Source organism: Brevundimonas sp. (assembly GCF_019636155.1).
Classification (GTDB): Bacteria; Pseudomonadota; Alphaproteobacteria; order Caulobacterales; family Caulobacteraceae; genus Brevundimonas.
The window spans coordinates 17,168-37,784 of the sequence record NZ_JAHBYB010000001.1 but is presented as its reverse complement, the minus strand read 5'-3'; the positions used below and the strand labels follow the sequence as shown (position 1 = coordinate 37,784).

Annotated in this window: 23 protein-coding genes and 1 tRNA gene; 17 read left to right on the top strand and 7 right to left on the bottom strand. The window is 68.6% G+C overall.

All coding sequences use genetic code 11. The annotated features are described in order from the left end of the window. Positions 1-18 precede the first annotated feature (18 nt). Positions 19-1,425 carry an FAD-binding oxidoreductase gene (locus KF910_RS00210; RefSeq protein ID WP_292257689.1) on the bottom strand — a complete coding sequence of 469 codons (1,407 nt, stop codon included), beginning with the start codon at positions 1,423-1,425 and terminating at the stop codon, positions 19-21. A 44-nt stretch (positions 1,426-1,469) separates the two neighbouring features. On the opposite strand from KF910_RS00210, the gene KF910_RS00205 reads away from it, so the two are divergent. The 3 genes from KF910_RS00205 to KF910_RS00195 are packed head-to-tail and all read left to right on the top strand — an operon-like array spanning position 1,470 to position 3,470. After that, positions 1,470-1,943: an NUDIX hydrolase gene (locus KF910_RS00205; RefSeq protein WP_292257687.1), complete on the top strand. Its 474-nt coding sequence runs from the start codon at positions 1,470-1,472 to the stop codon at positions 1,941-1,943. Between the two features lie 27 nt (positions 1,944-1,970). Beyond that, positions 1,971-3,008, top strand: a complete 1,038-nt coding sequence (locus tag KF910_RS00200) for an SPFH domain-containing protein (protein WP_292257685.1) — start codon at positions 1,971-1,973, stop codon at positions 3,006-3,008. A gap of 3 nt (positions 3,009-3,011) precedes the next feature. Next, on the top strand, positions 3,012-3,470 hold the full coding sequence (locus KF910_RS00195) for an NfeD family protein (protein WP_292257683.1): 459 nt from the start codon (positions 3,012-3,014) through the stop codon (positions 3,468-3,470). On the opposite strand, the gene rnhA is transcribed toward KF910_RS00195, so the two are convergent. Continuing rightward, positions 3,467-3,910 (bottom strand): ribonuclease HI, encoded by a 444-nt coding sequence (rnhA, locus tag KF910_RS00190; RefSeq protein ID WP_292257681.1) that lies wholly within the window; start codon positions 3,908-3,910, stop codon positions 3,467-3,469. The genes KF910_RS00195 and rnhA overlap by 4 nt on opposite strands. Before the next feature lie 59 nt (positions 3,911-3,969). Between rnhA and KF910_RS00185 the strand changes: the two genes are divergently transcribed. From KF910_RS00185 to KF910_RS00160, 6 genes are all read left to right on the top strand, one after another. Then, complete coding sequence (locus KF910_RS00185) at positions 3,970-4,197, top strand: AbrB/MazE/SpoVT family DNA-binding domain-containing protein (RefSeq protein ID WP_292257679.1); 228 nt, start codon at positions 3,970-3,972, stop codon at positions 4,195-4,197. Then, entirely contained in the window at positions 4,194-4,586 is a 393-nt protein-coding gene (locus KF910_RS00180) for a type II toxin-antitoxin system death-on-curing family toxin (protein ID WP_292257677.1), read from the top strand. The genes KF910_RS00185 and KF910_RS00180 overlap by 4 nt, the downstream gene beginning before the upstream one ends. 89 nt (positions 4,587-4,675) lie before the next feature. Next, entirely contained in the window at positions 4,676-4,894 is a 219-nt protein-coding gene (locus KF910_RS00175; protein ID WP_292257675.1) for a twin-arginine translocase TatA/TatE family subunit, read from the top strand. 28 nt (positions 4,895-4,922) lie between these two features. Continuing rightward, positions 4,923-5,477: a Sec-independent protein translocase protein TatB gene (gene tatB, locus KF910_RS00170; RefSeq protein ID WP_292257673.1), complete on the top strand. Its 555-nt coding sequence runs from the start codon at positions 4,923-4,925 to the stop codon at positions 5,475-5,477. Next, positions 5,474-6,361: a twin-arginine translocase subunit TatC gene (gene tatC, locus KF910_RS00165; protein ID WP_292257671.1), complete on the top strand. Its 888-nt coding sequence runs from the start codon at positions 5,474-5,476 to the stop codon at positions 6,359-6,361. Before tatB ends, tatC begins: the two co-directional genes overlap by 4 nt. Before the next feature lie 87 nt (positions 6,362-6,448). After that, positions 6,449-6,745 (top strand): hypothetical protein, encoded by a 297-nt coding sequence (locus KF910_RS00160; RefSeq protein ID WP_292257669.1) that lies wholly within the window; start codon positions 6,449-6,451, stop codon positions 6,743-6,745. 64 nt (positions 6,746-6,809) lie between these two features. Here KF910_RS00160 and glnA read toward each other — a convergent pair whose 3' ends face one another. Both glnA and KF910_RS00150 read right to left on the bottom strand, forming a co-directional pair. Beyond that, positions 6,810-8,216, bottom strand: coding sequence for a type I glutamate--ammonia ligase (gene glnA, locus KF910_RS00155; RefSeq protein ID WP_292257667.1), 1,407 nt, complete (start codon positions 8,214-8,216; stop codon positions 6,810-6,812). 73 nt (positions 8,217-8,289) lie between these two features. Beyond that, positions 8,290-8,628 carry a P-II family nitrogen regulator gene (locus KF910_RS00150; RefSeq protein WP_292257665.1) on the bottom strand — a complete coding sequence of 113 codons (339 nt, stop codon included), beginning with the start codon at positions 8,626-8,628 and terminating at the stop codon, positions 8,290-8,292. A gap of 118 nt (positions 8,629-8,746) precedes the next feature. Here KF910_RS00150 and KF910_RS00145 point away from each other — a divergent pair, with 118 nt between their 5' ends. Further along, positions 8,747-9,568, top strand: a complete 822-nt coding sequence (locus tag KF910_RS00145; RefSeq protein ID WP_292257663.1) for an NAD(P)H-hydrate dehydratase — start codon at positions 8,747-8,749, stop codon at positions 9,566-9,568. Positions 9,569-9,618: 50 nt separating this feature from the next. Then, positions 9,619-9,701, top strand: a tRNA-Leu gene (locus KF910_RS00140). A gap of 9 nt (positions 9,702-9,710) precedes the next feature. Here KF910_RS00140 and KF910_RS00135 read toward each other — a convergent pair. After that, positions 9,711-10,409 carry an MBL fold metallo-hydrolase gene (locus KF910_RS00135; protein ID WP_292257661.1) on the bottom strand — a complete coding sequence of 233 codons (699 nt, stop codon included), beginning with the start codon at positions 10,407-10,409 and terminating at the stop codon, positions 9,711-9,713. Positions 10,410-10,567: 158 nt separating this feature from the next. On the opposite strand from KF910_RS00135, the gene tig reads away from it, so the two are divergent. From tig to KF910_RS00110, 5 genes are all read left to right on the top strand, one after another. Beyond that, positions 10,568-11,911 (top strand): trigger factor, encoded by a 1,344-nt coding sequence (gene tig / locus KF910_RS00130; protein WP_292257659.1) that lies wholly within the window; start codon positions 10,568-10,570, stop codon positions 11,909-11,911. A gap of 87 nt (positions 11,912-11,998) precedes the next feature. Next, on the top strand, positions 11,999-14,383 hold the full coding sequence (locus KF910_RS00125; RefSeq protein ID WP_292257657.1) for a tetratricopeptide repeat protein: 2,385 nt from the start codon (positions 11,999-12,001) through the stop codon (positions 14,381-14,383). A gap of 17 nt (positions 14,384-14,400) precedes the next feature. Further along, positions 14,401-16,740, top strand: coding sequence for a tetratricopeptide repeat protein (locus KF910_RS00120; RefSeq protein ID WP_292257655.1), 2,340 nt, complete (start codon positions 14,401-14,403; stop codon positions 16,738-16,740). Between the two features lie 84 nt (positions 16,741-16,824). Next, complete coding sequence (locus KF910_RS00115; RefSeq protein WP_292257653.1) at positions 16,825-17,466, top strand: ATP-dependent Clp protease proteolytic subunit; 642 nt, start codon at positions 16,825-16,827, stop codon at positions 17,464-17,466. A gap of 7 nt (positions 17,467-17,473) precedes the next feature. Continuing rightward, the gene (locus KF910_RS00110; protein WP_292257651.1) at positions 17,474-17,794 is read left to right on the top strand and encodes a hypothetical protein; all 321 of its coding nucleotides are present in this window, start codon (positions 17,474-17,476) and stop codon (positions 17,792-17,794) included. A gap of 3 nt (positions 17,795-17,797) precedes the next feature. On the opposite strand, the gene KF910_RS00105 is transcribed toward KF910_RS00110, so the two are convergent. Continuing rightward, a complete protein-coding gene (locus tag KF910_RS00105; protein ID WP_292257649.1) occupies positions 17,798-18,445 on the bottom strand; it encodes an HAD-IB family hydrolase in 648 nt (215 codons plus the stop codon). 188 nt (positions 18,446-18,633) lie between these two features. Here KF910_RS00105 and clpX point away from each other — a divergent pair, with 188 nt between their 5' ends. Continuing rightward, a complete protein-coding gene (gene clpX, locus KF910_RS00100; RefSeq protein ID WP_292257647.1) occupies positions 18,634-19,908 on the top strand; it encodes an ATP-dependent Clp protease ATP-binding subunit ClpX in 1,275 nt (424 codons plus the stop codon). Between the two features lie 110 nt (positions 19,909-20,018). Here clpX and KF910_RS00095 read toward each other — a convergent pair whose 3' ends face one another. Further along, positions 20,019-20,342: a hypothetical protein gene (locus KF910_RS00095; RefSeq protein WP_292257645.1), complete on the bottom strand. Its 324-nt coding sequence runs from the start codon at positions 20,340-20,342 to the stop codon at positions 20,019-20,021. Positions 20,343-20,617: the final 275 nt, after the last annotated feature.

Genomic DNA, 20,617 nt, shown 5'->3' with positions numbered 1-20,617 from the left:
ACAGCGCCGGCGTGTGCCTTAAAACAGGACGCCCGGATTCATGATCCTCTGCGGGTCCAGGGCGGCGCGGACGGCGCGCATCATCTCGATCTCAACGTCCGACTTGTAACGGCGCGCCTCTTCGGTCTTGAGGCGGCCCAGGCCGTGTTCGGCGCTGATGGAGCCTTCGAAACGGGCGACGATGTCGTGGACGATGCGCGACCCCTGTTCCCAGCGGGCGATGAAGGCGGCCGGGTCCTCCCCCTCGGGCCGCAGAACGTCATAGTGCAGGTTGCCGTCCCCGACATGGCCGAAGGCGCTGATCCGCACGCCGAGATGGAACCGCTGCAGGGCCGTGTCGGCCTCATCCAGGAAGTCGGCGATGCGCGAGACAGGGACGGAGACGTCGTGCTTCCACCCGCCGCCTTCGGGCTTCAGGGCGGCCGACTGTTCCTCGCGCAGCCTCCACAGGGCCGCGCGCTGGGCGTCGCTCTGGGCCAGGGCGGCGTCGGTGATCAGGCCGTCGTCGAAGGCTGAGGCCAGAAGGCGCTCCATGGCGGCCCCGGCCCCGCCCGGTTCGGCCGAGGCGATCTCGATCAGCACATACCAGGGCGGGGTGGTGTCCAGGGGCTCGCGCGTGTCGGGAATGTGTTTCAGGGCCAGGGCCAGGCCTAGCCGCTTCATCAGTTCGAAGGCCTCGACGCCCCCGCCGCTGTGGGCCTTGGCGCGGGCCAGAAGTTCGATGGCGTCCCGCGCCGAGGCCAGGCCGACCATGGCCGTGGCGCGGTCGCGCTGGATCGGGAACAGCTTCAGCGTCGCGGCGGTGACGACCCCCAGGGTGCCCTCGGCCCCGATCAACAGTTGTTTGAGGTCATAGCCGGTGTTGTCCTTGCGCAGCCGCTTCAGCCCGTTGAAGACCCGGCCGTCCGCCATGACCGCCTCGATCCCCAGGACCAGGTCGCGCATCATGCCGTAGCGCAGCACGGCCACGCCGCCGGCATTGGTCGAAATGACCCCGCCGATGGTGGCGCTGCCTTCCGCGGCCAGGCTGAGGGGGAAGACTCGGCCCGCCGCCGTCGCCGCCTCTTGCGCTTCCAACAGGGTGACGCCCGCTTCGACCGTCAGGGCGTCGTCCAGGGGGGAGAGGTCGCGCACGGCGCGCATCTTCTTCAGCGACAGCAGGACCTCGCCCTGGGGGATCTGGCCGCCGACCAAGCCGGTGCCGCCGCCCTGGGGCGTGATCGCCACCCCGTGTTCGGCGCAGACCGCGACGGCGCGCGCGACTTCGTCCGTCGAGCGGGGGATCAGCATCAGGGGGGTGTGGCCGGTCCAGCGACCGCGCCATTCGGTCAGGGACGGCGCGATCAGGGCCGGATCGTCGGTCCAGCCGTCGGGGCCGAGCGCGGCCTTCAGCGCGTCCAGGGCGGCGGGAGAGGGCGGGGTCATGCGGTCTTGTCCCAGATGGCGCGGGGGAAGGCTATGCTGTCGCCATGGATTCGTCGCCCCAACCTGCGCCTCACCCCGTTCCCTGTGTCGGCGTGGTCTGCCTGCGCGGCGATCAGGTGCTGCTGATCCGGCGAGGCAAGCCGCCGCGCCAGGGGGAATGGAGCCTGCCGGGCGGGCGGATCGAGCCGGGCGAACGCGCCGTGGACGCGGCCCTGCGCGAGTTGCGCGAAGAGACCGGGGTGCGCGCCGATGTCGTGGGGCTGATCGATGTGATCGACGGCCTGTTTCCCGAACACGGGCGCCATTATGTGCTGATCGACTATGCGGCGCGCTGGATCGACGGCGAACCCGTGGCCGGAGACGACGCGGCCGAGGCCGCCTTCATGCCGGTCGAGACGGCCCTGGCCAAGGTCGACTGGGACGAGACGCGCCGGGTGATCCGGGCGGCTGTGCTTAGGGTTGCGGAAACGACGGCTGCGATGCCGGATTCGGTGGCGTCGGGTCCGGCGGAGCGGTAGGCTTGGCCAGAACCTGAGGAGGACCCCATGGGCATATTCGGCATAGCGATCCTGATCCTGGCGGTCGTGCTGTTGTTCAGCGTGGTCAAGATCGTGCCCCAGGGGCGGGAGTTCACCGTCGAACGGTTCGGCAAATACACCAAGACCCTGACCCCAGGCATCCACATCCTGACGCCCTTCGTCGAGAAAGTCGGCAGGCGAATGAACATGATGGAGCAGGTTCTTGAAGTTCCGACCCAGGATGTCATCACCCGCGACAACGCGGTGGTGAAGGTGGACGGCATCGTCTTCATCCAGGTCATGGACGCCGCGGCGGCCGCCTATCGGGTGGACGACCTGCAATACGCCATCTCCCAGCTGTGCATGACCAATCTGCGCACCGTGGTCGGTTCGATGGAGCTGGACGAGGTGCTGAGCCAGCGTGACGCCATCAACAGCCGCCTGCTTCAGGTCATCGACGCGGCGACCGAGCCGTGGGGGATCAAGGCCAACCGGATCGAGATCAAGGACCTGACCCCGCCGTCCGACATCACCAACGCCATGGCCCGCCAGATGAAGGCCGAACGCGAGCGCCGCGCCGTGGTCACCGAGGCGGACGGCGAAAAGCAGGCCGCCATCGCCCGCGCCGAGGGCGCCAAACAGGCCGCCATCCTGCAGGCCGAGGGCCGCAAGGAGGCCGCCTTCCGCGACGCCGAGGCCCGCGAACGCGAGGCCGAGGCCGAGGCCCGCGCCACCGCCATGGTGTCCGAGGCGATCGCGCGCGGCGACGTCAACGCCATCAACTATTTCGTGGCCCAGAAATACGTCGAGGCCTTCGCCGACCTGGCCAACAGCCCGCAGCAGAAGACGGTCATCGTGCCGGCCGAGATGGGCGCCCTGGTCGGCTCCATCGCCGGGATCGGCGAACTGGTCGGACTGGCCCGAAGCCAGCAGGAGGCGCGCCCGCCGCGTCAGGCCCCGGCTCAGCCTCAGGCCGCGCCGCGCGCATCGACGGCGGATGCGCCGCCCCCGGCCCAGCCGCGCCCGCCGCGTCGCCCGACCGGCGTGCCGCCGACGGAGCGGTGAGCCATGGAATTCGTCTCTGACCTGTACGCTGCCCAGCCGTTCTGGATCTGGCTGGCCGTCGGGGTGATCCTGCTGGCGGTCGAGGCGGCCTTCTCGACCGAATGGCTGCTGTGGCCCGCCGTTTCGGCCGGGGTGCTGGCGGTCCTGACCGCTCTGGGCCTGCGGATCGGCCTGCCGCTGGAGATCGTGATCTTCTCGCTGCTGACGGTGATCACCACCTTGACGTCGAGGCGGCTGGTCAAGCGGGTCAATCCCGGCGGCGCCCCCGACATCAACGCCCGCGACAGCCGCCTGATCGGCCAGCGCGCGCGGGTGGTGGAGGCCTTTGTCGACGGCCGCGGCCGGGTCTTCGTCTCGGGCGCCGAATGGCCGGCCGAGATCGAGGGCGCCGGCCCGCCGGTGGGCGAGAGCGTGATCGTGGACGGCCTGACCGGATCGGGCCTGAGGGTGCGCCCGGCCTAACGGTCGCGAAGCTCGTCCACGCCGCGGTTGGCCAGGGCGTCGGCGCGTTCGTTAAGTTCGTGGCCGGCGTGACCCTTGACCCAGCGCCAGGTCACCTCGTGACGGTCGCGGGCCGCGTCCAGCCGCATCCACAGGTCGGCGTTCTTGACCGGCTTCTTGTCCGCCGTTTTCCAGCCGCGCCGCTTCCAGCCGTGGATCCATTCGGTCACGCCCTGCATGACATATTTGCTGTCGGTGTGCAGATCGACGCGGCAGGGACGGGTGAGAGCCTCCAGCGCCATGATGGCCGCCATCAGCTCCATCCGGTTGTTGGTGGTGTTCGCCTCTCCGCCCCATAGCTGCTTCTCATGGCCGCCCCCGGCCTGAAGCACGGCGCCCCAGCCGCCGGGGCCCGGGTTGCCCTTGCAGGCGCCGTCGGTGTGGATGATGACGTGGGACAAGGGCGCTCGCGGTCTGTTATAACGTGTGTTATAAGCAGAGCTGGCGAAGGAGGCCAGTGATGATCGCTCTGAAAGTGACCCAGGTGGGCAATTCCCTGGGCGTGGTGCTGCCGAAGGATGCCCTGAACGACCTTCAGGTCGGCAAGGGCGACACCTTGTATCTGACGCGCGCGCCCGACGGGTCGATGCGGCTGTCGGCCTATAGCGAGGTGGTGGCCGAACAAATCGACGCCGCGAGGTCCGTCATGCGTCAGTATCGCGAGACACTGCGAGCCTTGTCGAAATGAGTGCGGCGGTCCAGTGGCTGGAAATCGAGACGGTCCTGGCCGCACATGATGAAGCCCTGGCCATTGACGGCGGCATGGCCGGCTTGCGGGACAGGGGCTTGCTCGAATCCGCGCTAGAGCGGCCCAAGAACCGATATCATTATGAGGGCGTCGAGGATGTCTGCGAATTGGCGGCGACCTATGCGGTCGGCATCGCCAAGAACCACCCATTCGCCGATGGCAACAAGCGCAGCGCCTTTATCGCCATGGCGACATTTCTGCTGATTAACGCCAGGCCCCTGGTCGCCGACCAGACCGACGCCACCACCACCATGCTGGCCGTGGCGGCGGGAGAGATGGAAGAGCCGGCGCTTGCGGCCTGGATAAGGGCGAACTCCGGCGCGGACTGACGCCGTATCGCTTGGCGCGCCGCCCTCACTGCGCCTATATGCGGGACGAAGTTTGATCCGGGCCTGGGCCCGAACGAGGAGAGTGCGTCGTGGGCAGCTTGAGCATCTGGCATTGGCTGATCGTGATCGTCCTGGCGATGCTGCTGTTCGGCGGCCGGGGCAAGCTGTCCAGCCTGATGGGCGACGCGGCCAAGGGCATCAAGGCCTTCCGCGAGGGGCTGAAGGGCGAGGACGAGGCCAAGGGGCCGTCGGACGGCGTGTCCAGCCTGCCGCGCACCGAGGCCGAGAAGGACGACCTGAAGCGCTGATCCGCGTCTGACGAAAGAGAGACGACGCATGGGCGGTCTCGGCCCCGGAGTCGGCGGCTTCGAAATCCTGGTGATCGGGCTCATCGCCCTGATCGTGGTCGGTCCCAAGGACCTGCCCGTGCTGATGAAGCGCGTCGGCCAGTTCATGGCCAAGATGCGGGCCATGGCCAATGAGTTCCGCGCCAGTTTCGACGAGATGGCCCGTCAGTCGGAACTGGACGAGCTGCGCAAGGAGGTGGCGGCGCTGAAGTCGGGGCAGGGGATGTACGCCCTGGGCGCCGAGGCCGAGGAGGCCTTCCGCGACATCAACAAGGACCTGAGCCAGCCCCTGGTCACCGGCCGGTCCGAATGGCCCGACGCCGAGCCTGTGATGCCGGCGCTTCCGACCCCGGCGGTGGACGCGCCCATCCCCCCGGTCGCCGTCCCGGCCAAGGCCAAGCGGGCGCGCAAGCCCGCCGCCAAGGCTGAAGCCAAGGCATCCGCACCGAAGGGCGCCAAGGCCAGGGCGACGGCGAAGGCGCCGGCCAAGGCGGGGTCCAAGGCCAAGACCGGCCCGCGTCGGACCAAGGCGGCCGACCAGTGACGCGCGACGACCGGGACGAAGCCGAGATCGAGGCGTCGCGCGCGCCTCTGATGGATCACCTGATCGAACTGCGCGGGCGACTGATCGTCTGCGTGGCGGCCTTCATCGTGGCCTTCATCGCCTGTTTCGCCTTCGCCGAGCCGATTTATGTCTTCCTGGTCAAGCCGTTCGCCGCGGCCGCGGCCTTCCACACCGCGGCGGGCGGGGCGCATCCGTCGGTATCTCCGGTCGATCTGATCCTGGGCACGGCCGGATTGAAGCCTCTGCCGCAGACGCCGGGCGAGACGGTCAATCTGATCTATACGGCGCCTCTGGAGTTCCTGTTCACCAAGATGAAGCTGGCCGGGCTGGGGGCGGTGATCCTGGCCTTCCCGGTCCTGGCTTTCCAGCTGTATCGCTTTGTCGCGCCGGGCCTGTATCGCAACGAGAAGGGGGCCTTCCTGCCCTTTCTGATCGCCGCGCCGATCCTGTTCGTGCTGGGGGCGGCGCTGGTCTACTACGTCATGCTGCCGTTCGTGATGTGGTTCTCGCTGAGCCAGGGGTTCAGCCAGGAAGGGGTCACGGCCGCCCTTCTGCCCAAGGTGTCGGACTATATGAACCTGGTCACGGCCCTGATCCTGGCCTTCGGATTCTGCTTCCAGTTGCCGGTGGTCATGACCCTGCTGGGCATGGCGGGGCTGATTTCTTCCAAGGCCCTGGCCCAGGGGCGCCGCTACGCCATCGTCGGGGTGGCGGTGGTCGCCGCCGTGGTCACGCCGCCTGACCCCATCAGCCAGATCATGCTGATCATCCCCCTGGTGATCCTGTACGAGGTGTCGATCTTGTGCGTGCGGGTGATCGAGATGCGGCGGCGCAAGGAAGAGGCCGTCGAGGCCGCGGCCTGAGCCGCTTTTCAGCGCCTGCTCATATTCTCCTCATGCCGCTCACGCCGCCCATCGGCAGGTTACGCCCCACGCCAAAGGGAGAGCGAGATGACGACCATTGAAACCGCACCGGGCCGACACTGGAGGGCCTTGCGCATTCTGGGCTGGGGCGCGGCGGGGACGATCCTGCTGGCGCCGCTGGTGGCCATGCAGGTCAGCGATGAGGTGGCCTGGACCGCGACGGACTTCGCCGTGATGGGGGCCATGCTGGTGGTCGCCGGTCTGGCGTGCGAGGCGGCGGTGCGGCTGTTGAAGACCGACGGCGCGCGGTTCGCGGCCTGTGGCGCGGTGGGCGTGGCCTTCCTGCTGATCTGGGTCGAGCTGGCGGTCGGGATCTTCCACTGACGCGCAAAGGAAAGGGCCGGGAGCGCGACGCCCCCGGCCCTGATCCGTTGCGATCCGGCAGGGATCAGCAGCTGTAATACATGTCGAACTCGACCGGGTGCGGGTGCAGTTGCAGGCGCATCACCTCTTCCATCTTGAGCTCGATGTAGCTGTCGATGAAGTCGTCATCCATGACGCCGCCCTTCTTGAGGAAGGCGCGGTCCTTGTCGAGGTTCTCCAGCGCCTCGCGCAGCGAACCGCAGACCTCGGGGATGGAGCCGCGCTCTTCTGGCGGCAGGTCGTACAGGTTCTTGTCGGCGGCGGCGCCCGGATCGATCCGGTTCTCGATGCCGTCCAGGCCCGCCATCAAGAGGGCGACGAAGGTCAGATAGGGGTTGCCCATCGGGTCGGGGAAGCGCGCCTCGATGCGCTTGGCCTTGGGCGAGCTGACCCACGGAATACGGATCGAGGCCGAGCGGTTGCGCGACGAATAGGCCAGCTTCACCGGCGCCTCATAGCCGGGCACCAGCCGCTTGTAGCTGTTGGTGGTCGAGTTGGCGAAGGCGTTGATCGCCTTGGCGTGCTTGATGATGCCGCCGATATACCACAGGCACATGTCCGACAGGCCGGCGTATTTGTCGCCCGCGAACAACGGCTTGCCATCCTTCCAGATCGACTGGTGGACGTGCATGCCCGAGCCGTTGTCGGCGAACATCGGCTTGGCCATGAAGGTGGCCGACTTGCCGTAGGCGGCGGCGACGTTGTGGATCACATACTTATAGAGCTGGGTCCGGTCGGCCATGGTCAGGAGGTCGCTGAACTTCAGACCCAGTTCGTGCTGGGCCGGCGCCACCTCGTGGTGATGCTTTTCCGGGTCCATGCCCAAGTCCTTCATCACCGCCAGCATCTCGCCGCGCAGGTCCTGGCCCGAATCGACCGGATTGACGGGGAAATAGCCGCCCTTGGGCCCCGGGCGGTGGCCCATGTTGCCTTCGGAATATTCGGCGCCGGTGTTGGCGGGCAGTTCGATGGAATCGAAGGCGTAGCCGGTCTCATGCGCGGCGGTGGACCAGCGCACGTCGTCGAAGACGAAGAACTCGGCCTCGGGGCCGAAGAAGACCTGGTCGCCCACGCCCGAGGCCTGGACATAGGTCAGGGCCTTCTTGGCCATGGAGCGGCTGTCGCGGTTGTAGGGCTCGCCCGTGTCGGGGTTCAGCACGTCGCAGAACAGGCACAGGGTCGTCTGCTGGTAGAAGGGATCGACATAGGCCGTGTTCAGGTCCGGCTTCAGCAGCATGTCGGACTCGTTGATAGCCTTCCAGCCGGCGATGGACGAGCCGTCGAACATGGTGCCGTCTTCCAGCAGCTCTTCGTCGACCATATCCACTTCGAAGGTGACGTGCTGCATCCGGCCGCGCGTGTCGGTGAAGCGTAGATCGACGTAGCGGACGTCCTTGTCCTTGATCTCTTTCAGGATCTTCGAGGCGCTCATTTGCGGTGGTCCTTTGGGGTTCGGGGAGGGGCCAAAAGAAAACGACGCCCTGGGGCGCCGCGGTGGAGAAGGGTCAGACCGCCTGGGGGCCGGTCTCGCCGGTGCGGATGCGGATGACGTCCAGGACGTCGGATACGAAGATCTTGCCGTCGCCGATCTTGCCGGTGCGGGCGGCGGCCTGGATGGCCTCGACCACCGAGGCGGCCATGTCGTCGGGGACCACCACCTCGATCTTGATCTTGGGCAGGAAGTCGATGACGTATTCGGCCCCGCGATAAAGCTCGGAATGGCCCTTCTGGCGGCCATAGCCCTTGGCTTCCAGCACGGTCATGCCCTGTACGCCGGCGTCCTGGAGGGCCTCTTTGACCTCGTCCAGCTTGAACGGCTTGATGACCGCTTCGATCTTCTTCATGGCGACCCCAAGGACGGCGCGACGCGGCCGTTCGCTCGGGCGCTAAAGGGACATTGCATCGCAACATAAGGCAAGAGGGGAATCGCCCCCCAGCGCCATCCGTGATCGGATAAGTCACATGACCGACATCAATCATCCCGACCTGTGGCGCGGCCGCATCCCCTGGCCGGGGCCGGACAGCCACAAACATGCGCGCGGGCGGCTGGGCGTGGTGTCGGGCGACGCCTGCCATACGGGCGCGGCGCGGCTGGCGGCGCGGGCGGGCCTCAGGGTAGGGGCCGGGCTGGTGAAGGTCTTCTGCCCGCCCGACGCGGCGCCTGTTCTGGCCCCGGCGCTGGAGGCGGTGATGCTGTCGCCGTTCGGTGATGCGGCCGAACTAGCGAGGTCGGCCGAGCCGATGGGGGCGGTGGTGATCGGCCCGGCGGCGGGCGTGACCCAGGCGACCCACGACAACGTGCGGGCGCTGGCGACGCTGGAGACCAGGCTGGTGCTGGACGCGGACGCCCTGACGGTGTTCGCGGATGAACCGCAGGCGCTGTTCGACCTGCTGGGACCGCAGGACGTGCTGACGCCGCACGAGGCCGAGTTCGGGCGTCTGTTTTCCGGCCTGCTGGCCATGGGCCGAGAGGCGGCGGCGGCCGAGGCCGCGCGGCGGGCGGGCTGCGTCCTCGTGCTGAAGGGCGCGCGGACCCTGATCGCCGCGCCGGACGGGCGGATGCGGACCAATCCGAACGGCAGCCCTTGGCTGGCCACCGCCGGGACGGGCGACGTCCTGGCCGGGATGATCGGCGGCCTGCTGGCCCAGGGCGTCGAGGCCTTCGAGGCGGCCTCCATGGCGGTGTGGATGCACGCCGATGCGGCGACCCGATTCGGGCCGGGGCTGATCGCCGAGGACCTGCCGGACGGGATTCCGGGCGTCCTGGCCGCCCTGCGTGACTGAGCGGCTCGCCTTGCTCCAGGCGGTGCGTCCGCTATAGACGGCGCGCGCCTGCGGCTATGGCGAAATTGGTAGACGCACCAGATTTAGGTTCTGGCGGGAGACCGTGGGGGTTCGAGTCCCTCTAGCCGCACCAACGTCCCTGTCAGGACGGCCCCGACGCCGGGCGCGGGATGGGCGCCGCCTGCAGGGCGCGATCCGACACGAAGGGATTGGTCCGTCGCTCGGCGCCGAAGGTCGAGGTGGGGCCGTGGCCGGGCACGAAGGTGATGTCGTCGCCATAGGGCCACAGCTTCTTCGTCACCGAATCCAGCAGGGCCTGATGGTCGCTGCGGGGGAAGTCGGTTCGACCGATCGAACCGTTGAACAGGACGTCGCCGACCTGGGCGAACCGCGCCGCGCGGTTGATGAAGACCACATGGCCAGGCGTATGGCCGGGGCAATGCACCACGTCCCATGTGGTTTCGCCCAGGCTTACGGTGTCGCCGTCGCCCAGCCAGCGCGTGGGGGTGAAGCTGCGCGCCTCGGGCAGGCCGTACATCTGGCCCTGCTGGGGGATGCCGTCGATCCAGAACTGGTCGTCGGGATGCGGCCCCCAGATGTCGACGCCCGACTTTTCCTGCATCTCGGCGGCGCCGCCCGCGTGGTCCAGGTGACCGTGGGTGATCCAGATACGGTCCAGCGTCAGGCCGCGCCGGGCGATCTCGGCCAGGATGGCGTCGACCGAGCCGCCGGGGTCGATCACCGCCGCCCGGTTGGTGGCAGCGCACCAGACGACGGTGCAGTTCTGCTGCAGCGGGGTGACGGGAACGACGAAGACGCCGATGGGCGAGGCGGTGGACATGACCGCCTAGATAGCGTCCGCGCGTTGACGTTTCAGCCCTCAATCGACATAAGGGCGGGCTTCGAGGCGCCGCCCCTGAAAAGGGCGGCCCTATTGCTTTATCCATCGCGCGCGCGTTCGCCCTGAAAACGCCGCCCCAGAGCGTCAGAATCCCGACCATGCAAGTCGTCGAAAAGTCTTCCGAAGGCCTGAGCCGCACCATCGCGGTCACCATTCCCGCCGCCGAGCTGAATGAGAAGCTGGACGCCCGGCTGAAGGAAGTCGCGCCGCAGATGAAGCTGAAGGGCTTCCGTCCCGGCAAGGTGCCCATGGCCCACGTCAAGAAGACCTTCGGCCGCGACTTCATGGGCGAGATCGTCAACGCCGCCCTGAACGAATCCAGCGCCAAGGCCCTGGACGAGATCAAGGTGCGCCCGGCCGCCCCGGCCGAGATGAAGCTGACCTCGGACATGGACAAGGTCATCAAGGGCGACGAGGACCTGGTCTATGAGATGGACCTGGAGGTCATGCCGGACTTCACCCCGGTGGACATCAAGACCCTGAAGCTGAAGCGCCCGGTCTATGAAGCCTCGGACGCCGATCTGGACGAGGCGCTGACGGAACTGGCCGGCCAGGCCAAGACCTATGAGGACAAGACCGGCAAGACGGTGAAGGCCGCCGAGGGCGACCAGCTGACCATCGACTTCGTCGGCAAGATCGACGGCGAGGCCTTCGACGGCGGTTCGGCGACGGACGCCGATCTGGTGATCGGCTCGGGCCGTTTCATCCCCGGCTTCGAGGAGCAGCTGAAGGGCGCCAAGGTCGGCGAGGAGAAGCAGGTCACGGTCACCTTCCCCGAGGACTATCAGGCCAAGCACCTGGCCGGTAAGGCCGCGACCTTCGACGTCACCGTCAAGGCCATCAAGGCCGAGGCCGAGACTAAGATGGACGACGATTTCGCCAAGCGGATCGGCATCGAAAGCCTGGACAAGCTGAAGGAGCTGCTGCGCTCGAACCTGAACCAGCAGTATTCCAACGCCGCCCGCTTCAAGCTGAAGCGCGCCCTGCTGGACGCCCTGGACGAGAAGCACAGCTTCGACCTGCCGCCGCGCATGGTCGAGGCCGAGTTCGAGGGTATCTGGCAGCAGGTCGAGGCCGACAAGAAGGCCGGCCGCCTGGCGCCGGAAGACGCCAAGAAGTCCGACAAGAAGCTGAAGGAAGAATACCAGAAGATCGCCGAGCGCCGCGTGCGCCTGGGCCTGGTGCTGGCCGAGATCGGCCGGGCCAACAACGTCCAGGTCACCGATCAGGAGCTGAACCAGGCGATCATGGCGGAGGCCCGCAACTATCCGGGCCAGGAGCGTCAGGTGCTGGACTTCTATCGCCAGAACCCGAACGCGGCGGCCCAGATGCGCGCCCCAATCTATGAGGACAAGGTCGTGGACCTGATCTTCGGCTCGGCCGAGGTCAAGGACTCCAAGATCACCAAGGAAGAGCTGCTGAAGGAAGACGACGAGGCCTGATCGCCTCCGTCAGCTTTCGTGGCTCGCGCATCGGCGTGATCCGAACCAGGATGGCCCCCGTCGGATTCTCCGGCGGGGGCTTTTCGCATGCGGCGACAGGCGGTGATCGTGGCGGCGGCCATCCTGGCGACGACTCCAGGCGTGGCCGCCTGGGCGCAGGACGCCGCGCCCCCGGTCCAGCCGGTCTATGAACTCGGCCAGGCGCCGCCCGACATGCCGCCCGAGGACGGGGCGCGGATGGCCGAGCTGGAACTGCAGGCGACGGCGGCCCTGGAGGCCGGGGACTGGCCCCTGGTCGAACGGCTGCTGCGCGAGGGACTGGTGCTGGAGCAGCGCCATTATCGGCCCGACGACGCCCGGATCGGCCACAGCTGGGGCTGGCTGGTGCGGGCCGCGCGCGAGCGGGGCCAGACGCCGGCGACGATCATTCCGATGGCCGAGACGCGCCTGCGGATCGCGGAGGCGCACCCCGAGGACGCCGTGACCCTGTCCGAGGCTCTGCAGATCCTGTCGGACCTCTATATGGCGGCGGATCGCGCCGCGGAGGCCCTGCCGCTTCTGGTCCGGGCCGAGGCCCTGCTGGAAGGGCGGGACCGGCAGGCCCTCTGGCCCGTGCGCACGCGGCGCGGCATGGCCCTGGCGGCCACGGGCGACAAGGCCGCTGCGGCGGACCTGCTGGGCGCGGTCCTGAGCCATCTTCAGGCGGACCCGGCCGCCGATCCCGGTGACCTGGCCTATGTCGCCTGGGAGGCCGCGGTGGCCCTGTTCGACACCGGCCGCTACGCCGAGGCCGCCCCGGCCTTCGAGGCGGTGATGCGCCACCGGGCGACCAACGGGATGTCGCGGGATGAGGCGGTGGCCGGATACTGGCTGGCCCAGACCCTGATCCGGATGGAGTGGACCGACGCGGCGGATGCGGTGCTGGAGCGGGTGGTGGCGCTGGACACGGCGGCGACGCCGGACCGGCGGGCCCTGACCCTGGAGCAGATGCGGGACGCCGTCATCCAGCACGGCGACCGGATGCGCGAGGCGGGCCGGCTGGATGCGGCCGAGGCGGCCTATCGGCTGGCGGTGCGGGTCAATCGGGAAGAGACGACGCCGGGCGTCTATCTGGCGTCACCCCTGTCGCGCCTGGGCCTGATTCTGCAGGCGAAGGAGCAGCATGATGAGGCCGTGGCCGTGCAGCGCGAGGCCCTGGCCCTGTGGCGCGAGGCGCGCGGAGACCGGCATGGCGATGTCGCCACCCAGTATGAGCAGCTGGGCCGCACCCTGCTGATGCAGCACAATCTGACGGAGTCCCTGCGCGCCTTCGGCGACGCCGCCGCGATCCGGGGCGCCCTGGGGCAGGAGATCAGCCTGGGCGTTCTTCAGGACCATGCCGATATCGCCGAGGAGTCCGGCCTGCTGCAGACCGCGCGTCAGCGGCGAGAGGAAATCGTCGCCCGTCTGCGCGCGGAAACGCCGGTTCGGCCAGACGTCCTGGCCGACAATCTGATGTCCCTGGGGCATGTCCTGTATCTGCTGGACGACCTGGCGGGGTCGGAGCGGCTGTATCGGGAGGCGCAGCCCCTGACCCAGAGGCCCGTGCTGCAGGACCGGATCCGCACCGGCCTGGCCATGACCCTGACGGGGCAGGGGCGTGGAGGGGAGGGCGAGCCGATCCAGCGCCAGGTGGTGGCCGATGTCGCCCAGCGCACCGGCCCGACCAGTCCGGAGACGGCGGTGGCCCTGATCGACTTGGGTCATATCCTGGCGCGCCGCGGCGACCGCCAGAGGGCAGAGGCGGTCTTGCTGGACGCCCAGGCGATCCTGGAGAGCCAGCCCGAGCCGGACCAGGCCCGCCTGGCCACTCTGAAGATGAACCTGGGCGTGACGGTCAGCGACATGGGCCGTCATGAGGAGGCGCTGCGCCTGCTGCTCGAGGCCTTCCGCATACGGTCGGACCTGTATGGCAAGGGTCATGCCCGGACCGTGGCCGTGATCGAACTAATCCTGTTCGAATATGTGGAGCTTGGGGCCTATGACCTGGCCGAGCCGATGGCGGCGCAGCTGGTTCGTATCCGCCAGGACCAGTTCGGCTCGGACCATCCGATCCTGGCCGAAGCCCTGCAGAGACACGCCTATCTGTTTCAGAACGCGGACCGGCCGCAGGAGGCGGAGCGGCTGATGCGGCGAGCGGCGGGGATCATCGACCGCCATTCCCAGGACCCGCGCAAACGCATCCGCTACAACGCCAACTGGGGGGTGACCTTGCTGACATCAGACCGGCCGATGGAGGCGCTGGAGGTGTTCCGGCGGGCCGAAGCCGGCCTGATCGAGCGCCGCAACGCCACGGTCGATCCGGCCTGGAGCCGCAATGAGGCGGCCAGCTTCCGCTTCCTGCATCGGTTCGCCGTCCAGGCGGCCTGGGCGGCGGCCAATCCTACGTCGGGCGAGGATCGTCAGTCTCCGACAGTCGCGCCCGCGCCCTGACGGAGCAGGATGAGACTATGGGAACGGGGCGGAAGATCGAGGCGGCCGTCTGGGCGGCGGCGCTGTTGCTGGCGGCGGGAAACGCCTGGGCGCAGGACGGGGCGCCGGCGGCCGAGGCCGTGGAGCCGGCGCCCGCCATCGACCCCGAGGTCGAACGCATCCTGGGCCTGGCCCAGCAGGGGATGGAGCTGGAGCGGGCCGGACGATACGCCGAGGCCCTGCCTCCGCTGGGCGAGGCCTACCAGGCGCTGGCGCGGCAGGCGCCGCCGCAGAACCGCTGGCGGCTGAACACGGCGCTGAGCCTGGCCAATTCGCTGGATCGGCTGCGTCGTCGGCGCGAGGCGGCCTCCATCCTGGCCCATGAGAACCAGGCCCTGATCGAGGCGGGCCAGGACGCGGCGACCGACGCCCCCTATGTGGCCTACGCCCTGGCGCGGGTGCTGAACAACGACAACCGGTTCGAGGAGGCGGGGGCGGCGGCCCAGCGCGCCTGCGACCTCTACGCCCGGCCCGAACACGGGGCGAACACCGAACGCTGCCGGCAACTGGACATGGTGCGGGCCGAGGCCGGGATGGCGGTCGATCTGACGCCGGAACAGGCGGCCGAGGTGCAGGCGCGCCGCGACCTGCGCGACCTGACCCGCGCCATGGACGGCCGTGACCCGGATGCGGCCGAGGCGGCCTTCGCGCGGCTGCTGGCCTGGTATGAGGCGACTGAGGGCGCCCAGGCGCCTCTGTCGCTGGAATTGCGCGGGCTGCGGGCGGAATGGCGTCAGGGACTGGGGCGGATCGACGAAGCCCTGGCCGAGGCCGCCGATATTCACGCCCTGTCGGCCCAGGCCCGGGGAGAGGCCGATCCGGGAACCCTGTCGCTGCTGCAAGCCTACACGCGGACCGCCCTGGCCGCCGGACAAACCGATGACGCCTTCGCGCGCCTGGAGGCGGCCCGGCCGGCGGTGGCCCAGGCCAAGGGTTCGGGCTCGGTCGAGGCCCTGCGCCTGGCCACATGGCGCGCCGACCTGTTGCAGGGGGTGGGGCGGTATGACGAGGCGGCGGGAGTGCTGGAGACCGCCCTGGCGGCCGCCTCGGACCTGTCCGTCGCCGATCCGGACCGGCTGGGCGCAAGGATCAGCCAGGCGGCCCTGCTGCCCCTGCGGGGGCGGCACAGGGAGGGCGTTGAGGCCCTGATCGCCCTGCTGGACGAACAGGGCGACACCGAGGGGGTGGATCAGACGCGGCTGAATCAGGCCCGGATCGCCCTGGCCGAAGGCCTTCTGATCGACGGCCGGGTGGACGAGGCCGACCAGATTCTGGACAGCGCCCTTCAGGCCTGGCCGGCCGACGCGCGCAAGACCATGCAGTCGCGCGCCGTGGCCCTGATGCTGATGTCGATGGTCCGGCGTCAGCAGTCGCGGATTCCGGCGGCCCTGGACCTGGCCCGCCAGGCGGACGCCATCCTGGCCACGCGGGCGCCGACCAGCCTGATGCGCATCCGCGCCATGCGGGTTCTGGGCTCCACCCTGGTCGCGGCTGAACGCTATGGCGAGGCGGGCGAGGTGCTGCGCGACACCGCCGCGCTGGAGGCGCGCATCCTGGGCGAGGATCATCCGGAGATCGCCACCACCCTTCTGGCCCTGGCGGAGGCCCAGTATGAGGCCGGGGCCGTCGAGGCGTCTTCCGCCACCCTGACGCGGGCCGTGCTGCAGGCGGAACGCCAGTTCGGACGCGGCCATATGTTCGTCGGCTCGGCCTACAACCAGGCGGCCCTGCTGGCCTGGCGCGCCGACCAGATGCAGGAGGCGGGGCGGCTGATCGACATAGCGGTCGACAGCTATGCGGCCTCCCTGGGCGCCGAAAATCCGCAGACCGTGCGGGCGCGGGTCAACCAGGCCGCGATCATGGCCGAGAGCGGCCGCCGGGCCGAGGCGGCGGCGGCTTATCAGACATTGCTGGACTCGCGGATAGAACGGCTGGGCCGCGACCATCCGCAGGTGGCGGGGCTGATGTACAATATCGCCGCCCAGATGCAGCCCGAACTGGCCGCCGGCGAGGCCGAGGACATGTTGCGTCACGCCGTCGCCGTGGGCCGGGCCCAGCTTCAGCCCGGCGATCCGGACCGGATGCTGTGGGAGAGCGGCCTGGCCCGGCAACTGCTGGCGACCGGCCGTCCCGCCGAGGCCCTACCCCTGTATCGCGCCCTGGGCCGGGAAGCCGTCGCGCGGCCCGGAAGGTTGAGCGTCGAAGCGGTCGGGGTGACCGAATCCCAGCGGCTGCGCGGGATGTTCCGGGCCCAGGTGATCGCCGCCTGGCGGGTGGCGCATCCCCCCGTCGCGGAGCCCGGCCGGCCCCTCGCTTGAAACCGGACCATCGGCGGGCAATATCCTAGACCTGCGGAGCGCGCGCCGATTCGGCCGCCCGCACCCCATCCGAGAAGGCCCCGAATGCGCGATCCGATCGAACTGATGAACATGAACCTGGTCCCCATGGTGGTGGAGCAGTCCAGCCGGGGCGAACGGGCCTTCGACATCTTCTCGCGCCTGCTGCGCGAGCGGATCATCTTCTTGACCGGGCCCTTCGAGGACGGCATGGCGTCGCTGATCTGCGCCCAGCTGCTGTTCCTGGAATCGGAGAACCCGAAGAAGGAAATCAGCATGTATATCAACAGTCCCGGCGGTCAGGTGACCTCGGCGCTCGCGATCTACGACACCATGCAATACATCAAGAGCCCGGTCTCGACCGTGGTCATGGGCATGGCCGCCTCGGCCGGGTCGCTGATCCTGACGGCCGGCGCCGCGGGTCAGCGCGTGGCCCTGCCCAACGCCCGGGTCATGGTGCACCAGCCCTCGGGCGGCTTCCGCGGCCAGGCTTCGGACATCGAGCGTCACGCCGAGGACATCCGCTACACCAAGCGCCGTCTGAACGAGATCTATGTCCACCACACCGGCCGGACCTATGAGGAGGTCGAAAAGACCCTGGACCGCGACCACTTCATGAGCGCCGAGGAAGCCAAGGCCTGGGGCATCGTCGACCATGTCTACGACCGCCGCGAACAGGCTGACGAGGCTGGGGTCAAGACGGTCTGATCGGCCGATGAACCTGACGCGCGACACCGAAGGCGTCATCGTGGTGGACGCAGAGACCTATTGCTGGTCCCTTCGTCGCCAGCCGCGCCCGACCGTCGGCAACCAGTGGGAGGGCCTGGCCGTCACCCTGCGGCATCAGGACTTCAAGCGCGAGGCCATCGTTCAGTTTCCGCCGCCGCTGCGCCCCAATGGACGGCCGGACGTGGAAAAACAGCGGGTCGATCTGGATGCGGTGCGAAACGCGATCACGGCCTCGATCGAGGCCGGATGGGACCCCGCCTCGCGCGGCCGGGCCATGGTCTTCGACGTGGACGCAGAGGGGCGCTGAGCCTCAGGGGCGCGCCGTGAAAACCCGGAACCCGGCCGCGTCGGCGATGGCCAGCATCTCCGTGTCGCCCGAGGTGTCGCCATAGGCGGCCTTCAGGCGGACGCCGTCGCCATAGGCGGCGCGCAGGCGACGGACCTTCTCCTCCCCGCGACAATTCTCTCCCGCGAAGGCGCCGGTGACGCGGTCCTGATCGTCGAAGATCAGGCGCGTGCCCAGCAGGGCCTCGGCCCCCAGGCGTCGGGCGAAGGGGGCGACCGTGGTCTCGGGGCTGGCGGTCACGATCACCCGGTGGGCGCCGCGCCCGCCCCATTCGGTCCAGGTCTTCAGGGCGTCGGGCCGCATGAACCGGTCGAACATCATATCGGCAAAGGTCTCGGCCTCGGCCTCCAGCATGGCGCGGGGGGCCCCGCCCAGGAATTCGCGCACCGCCGCGGCCTTGATGCGCCCCCGGTCGCGGTCGCGGACATAGGCGGCTAGGGCCGGGGCCAGCCGCGCCAGGCCCAGATACCAGCCCCCGGCGCCCGCCCGCCATTTCAGGAAGGCGTTGAAACTGTCTCGCACCGTCAGGGTGCCGTCGAAATCGAAGGCGACGATCAGCCTATCCGACGGAAGGGACTGGCGAATCGACGACGCGGCTCCCATGTCAGACATTCGCCGTGATCTCCATCCAGCTTGAGCCGTTATCCGTGCGTCGTTCGGCCTCTTTTGCGGGGTTGTGACGAACGGCTGGATGGTTGATTGTCAATTTTAAAGACCTTCGCGCCTAGAGTTCGGGAATCAACGCGGAGGAGGCGCGTTCGCACCCATATCGGGGACGGACGCGGGAGTGAGAAGGGTCGATGACCAAAGCCGCCGGAACGGACGCCAAGAGCACCCTCTACTGCAGCTTCTGCGGCAAGAGCCAGCATGAGGTCCGCAAACTGATCGCCGGGCCGACCGTGTTCATCTGTGATGAATGCGTCGAACTGTGCATGGACATCATCCGCGAAGAGCACAAGATCGGCTTCGTCAAGGCCAAGGACGGGGTGCCGACGCCCAAGGAGATCCGCGAGGTCCTGGACGACTATGTCATCGGCCAGGCGCACGCCAAGAAGGTGCTGAGCGTCGCCGTTCACAACCACTACAAGCGGCTGAACCACGCGACCAAGTCGAACGACGTGGAGCTGGCCAAGTCGAACATCATGCTGATCGGGCCGACCGGCTCGGGCAAGACGCTGCTGGCCCAGACGCTGGCGCGGATCATCGACGTGCCCTTCACCATGGCCGACGCCACCACCCTGACCGAAGCCGGCTATGTGGGCGAGGACGTCGAGAACATCATCCTGAAGCTGCTTCAGGCCAGCGACTACAACGTCGACAGGGCCCAGCGCGGCATCGTCTACATCGACGAAATCGACAAGATTTCGCGCAAGTCCGACAACCCCTCCATCACCCGCGACGTGTCGGGCGAGGGCGTTCAGCAGGCCCTGCTGAAGATCATGGAAGGCACGGTCGCCAGTGTGCCGCCCCAGGGCGGCCGCAAGCATCCGCAGCAGGAGTTCCTGCAGGTGGACACGGCCAACATCCTGTTCATCGTCGGCGGCGCCTTCGCGGGGCTGGAAAAGGTGATCTCGGCGCGCGGTGACGCGGCCTCGATCGGCTTCGGCGCCCGGGTCAAGGACATCGACGAGCGGCGGACCGGCGACATCCTGCGCGGGGTCGAGCCGGACGACCTGATGCGGTTCGGCCTGATCCCGGAATTCATCGGCCGCCTGCCCGTGCTGGCGACCCTGGAAGACCTGGACGAGGCGGCGCTGATCACCATCCTGACCGAGCCCAAGAACGCCTTGGTCAAACAGTACAAGCGCCTGTTCGAGATGGAGAACGTCGAACTGACCTTCACCGACGACGCCCTGTCGGCGGTGGCGGCCAAGGCCATCAAGCGCAAGACGGGCGCGCGTGGCCTGCGTTCGATCCTCGAAGGCGTCCTGCTGGAGACCATGTTCGAACTCCCGACCTTCGAAGGCGTCGAAGAGGTGGTGGTCAACGCCGAGGTGATCGACGGCAAGGCCCAGCCGCTGCTGATCTATTCCGAGACCAAGGGCAAGAAGGCCGCCCCGGACAGCGCGGCCTGATCCCGCGCCGGGCGCTGAAGACGAACAAGGGCGGGCCCGGCGACGGACCCGCCCATTTTCATGCCATAAGTCCACCTTCCCTCTCCCATCGGGCGAGGGATGAATGTGGTTCAGGGCGTGCGCGGGTGCAGGTTGGTGCTCTCGGCCTTTTCCTTGGCGCCGGCGCGGGTGGCGTCCGAGACCGGGCTGTCGCCGGCAGGGGCGTCCATGGCCGGCGGCATGGGGTCATTGGTCGGATAGGGGGTGGCCATATCGGTCGACGCAGCGGCCCCGGTCCGGGCGCCAGAAGCCGGGGGGGGCGTGGACGCGGCGTCGGCCGTCGCCGCATCGGCCGCGGCGGCGGCTTCGCTTTCCGTCGGCGTTTCGTCGGGCTGGTTGCAGGCCGCGACGGTCAGCAGGGACGCCACGGCGCCCAGGGCGATCAGTGAACGCATCGAATCCTCCATCTGTGGAGCTTGGCTAACGGTCGCGGCCGCCTCAGGTTGCCCGATGCGGCCCGATGCGTCCGCAGGGGCACACCTTGCAAAGGCGCCGATCACCGCCCGGCAGGCGCCTGCCGGCGGCTTTGCGTCGCCCCCGGCGAAGGCGGCGCATCGATCATCCAGCTTGGCCGCCTATCCACGGCCGCATCGTCCCCAGCGCCGGTGACGCTTGAACCCCGGGTTCGCGGGGCCACATACTGTTGCGAACGCCGTCGGAATCGACGGGC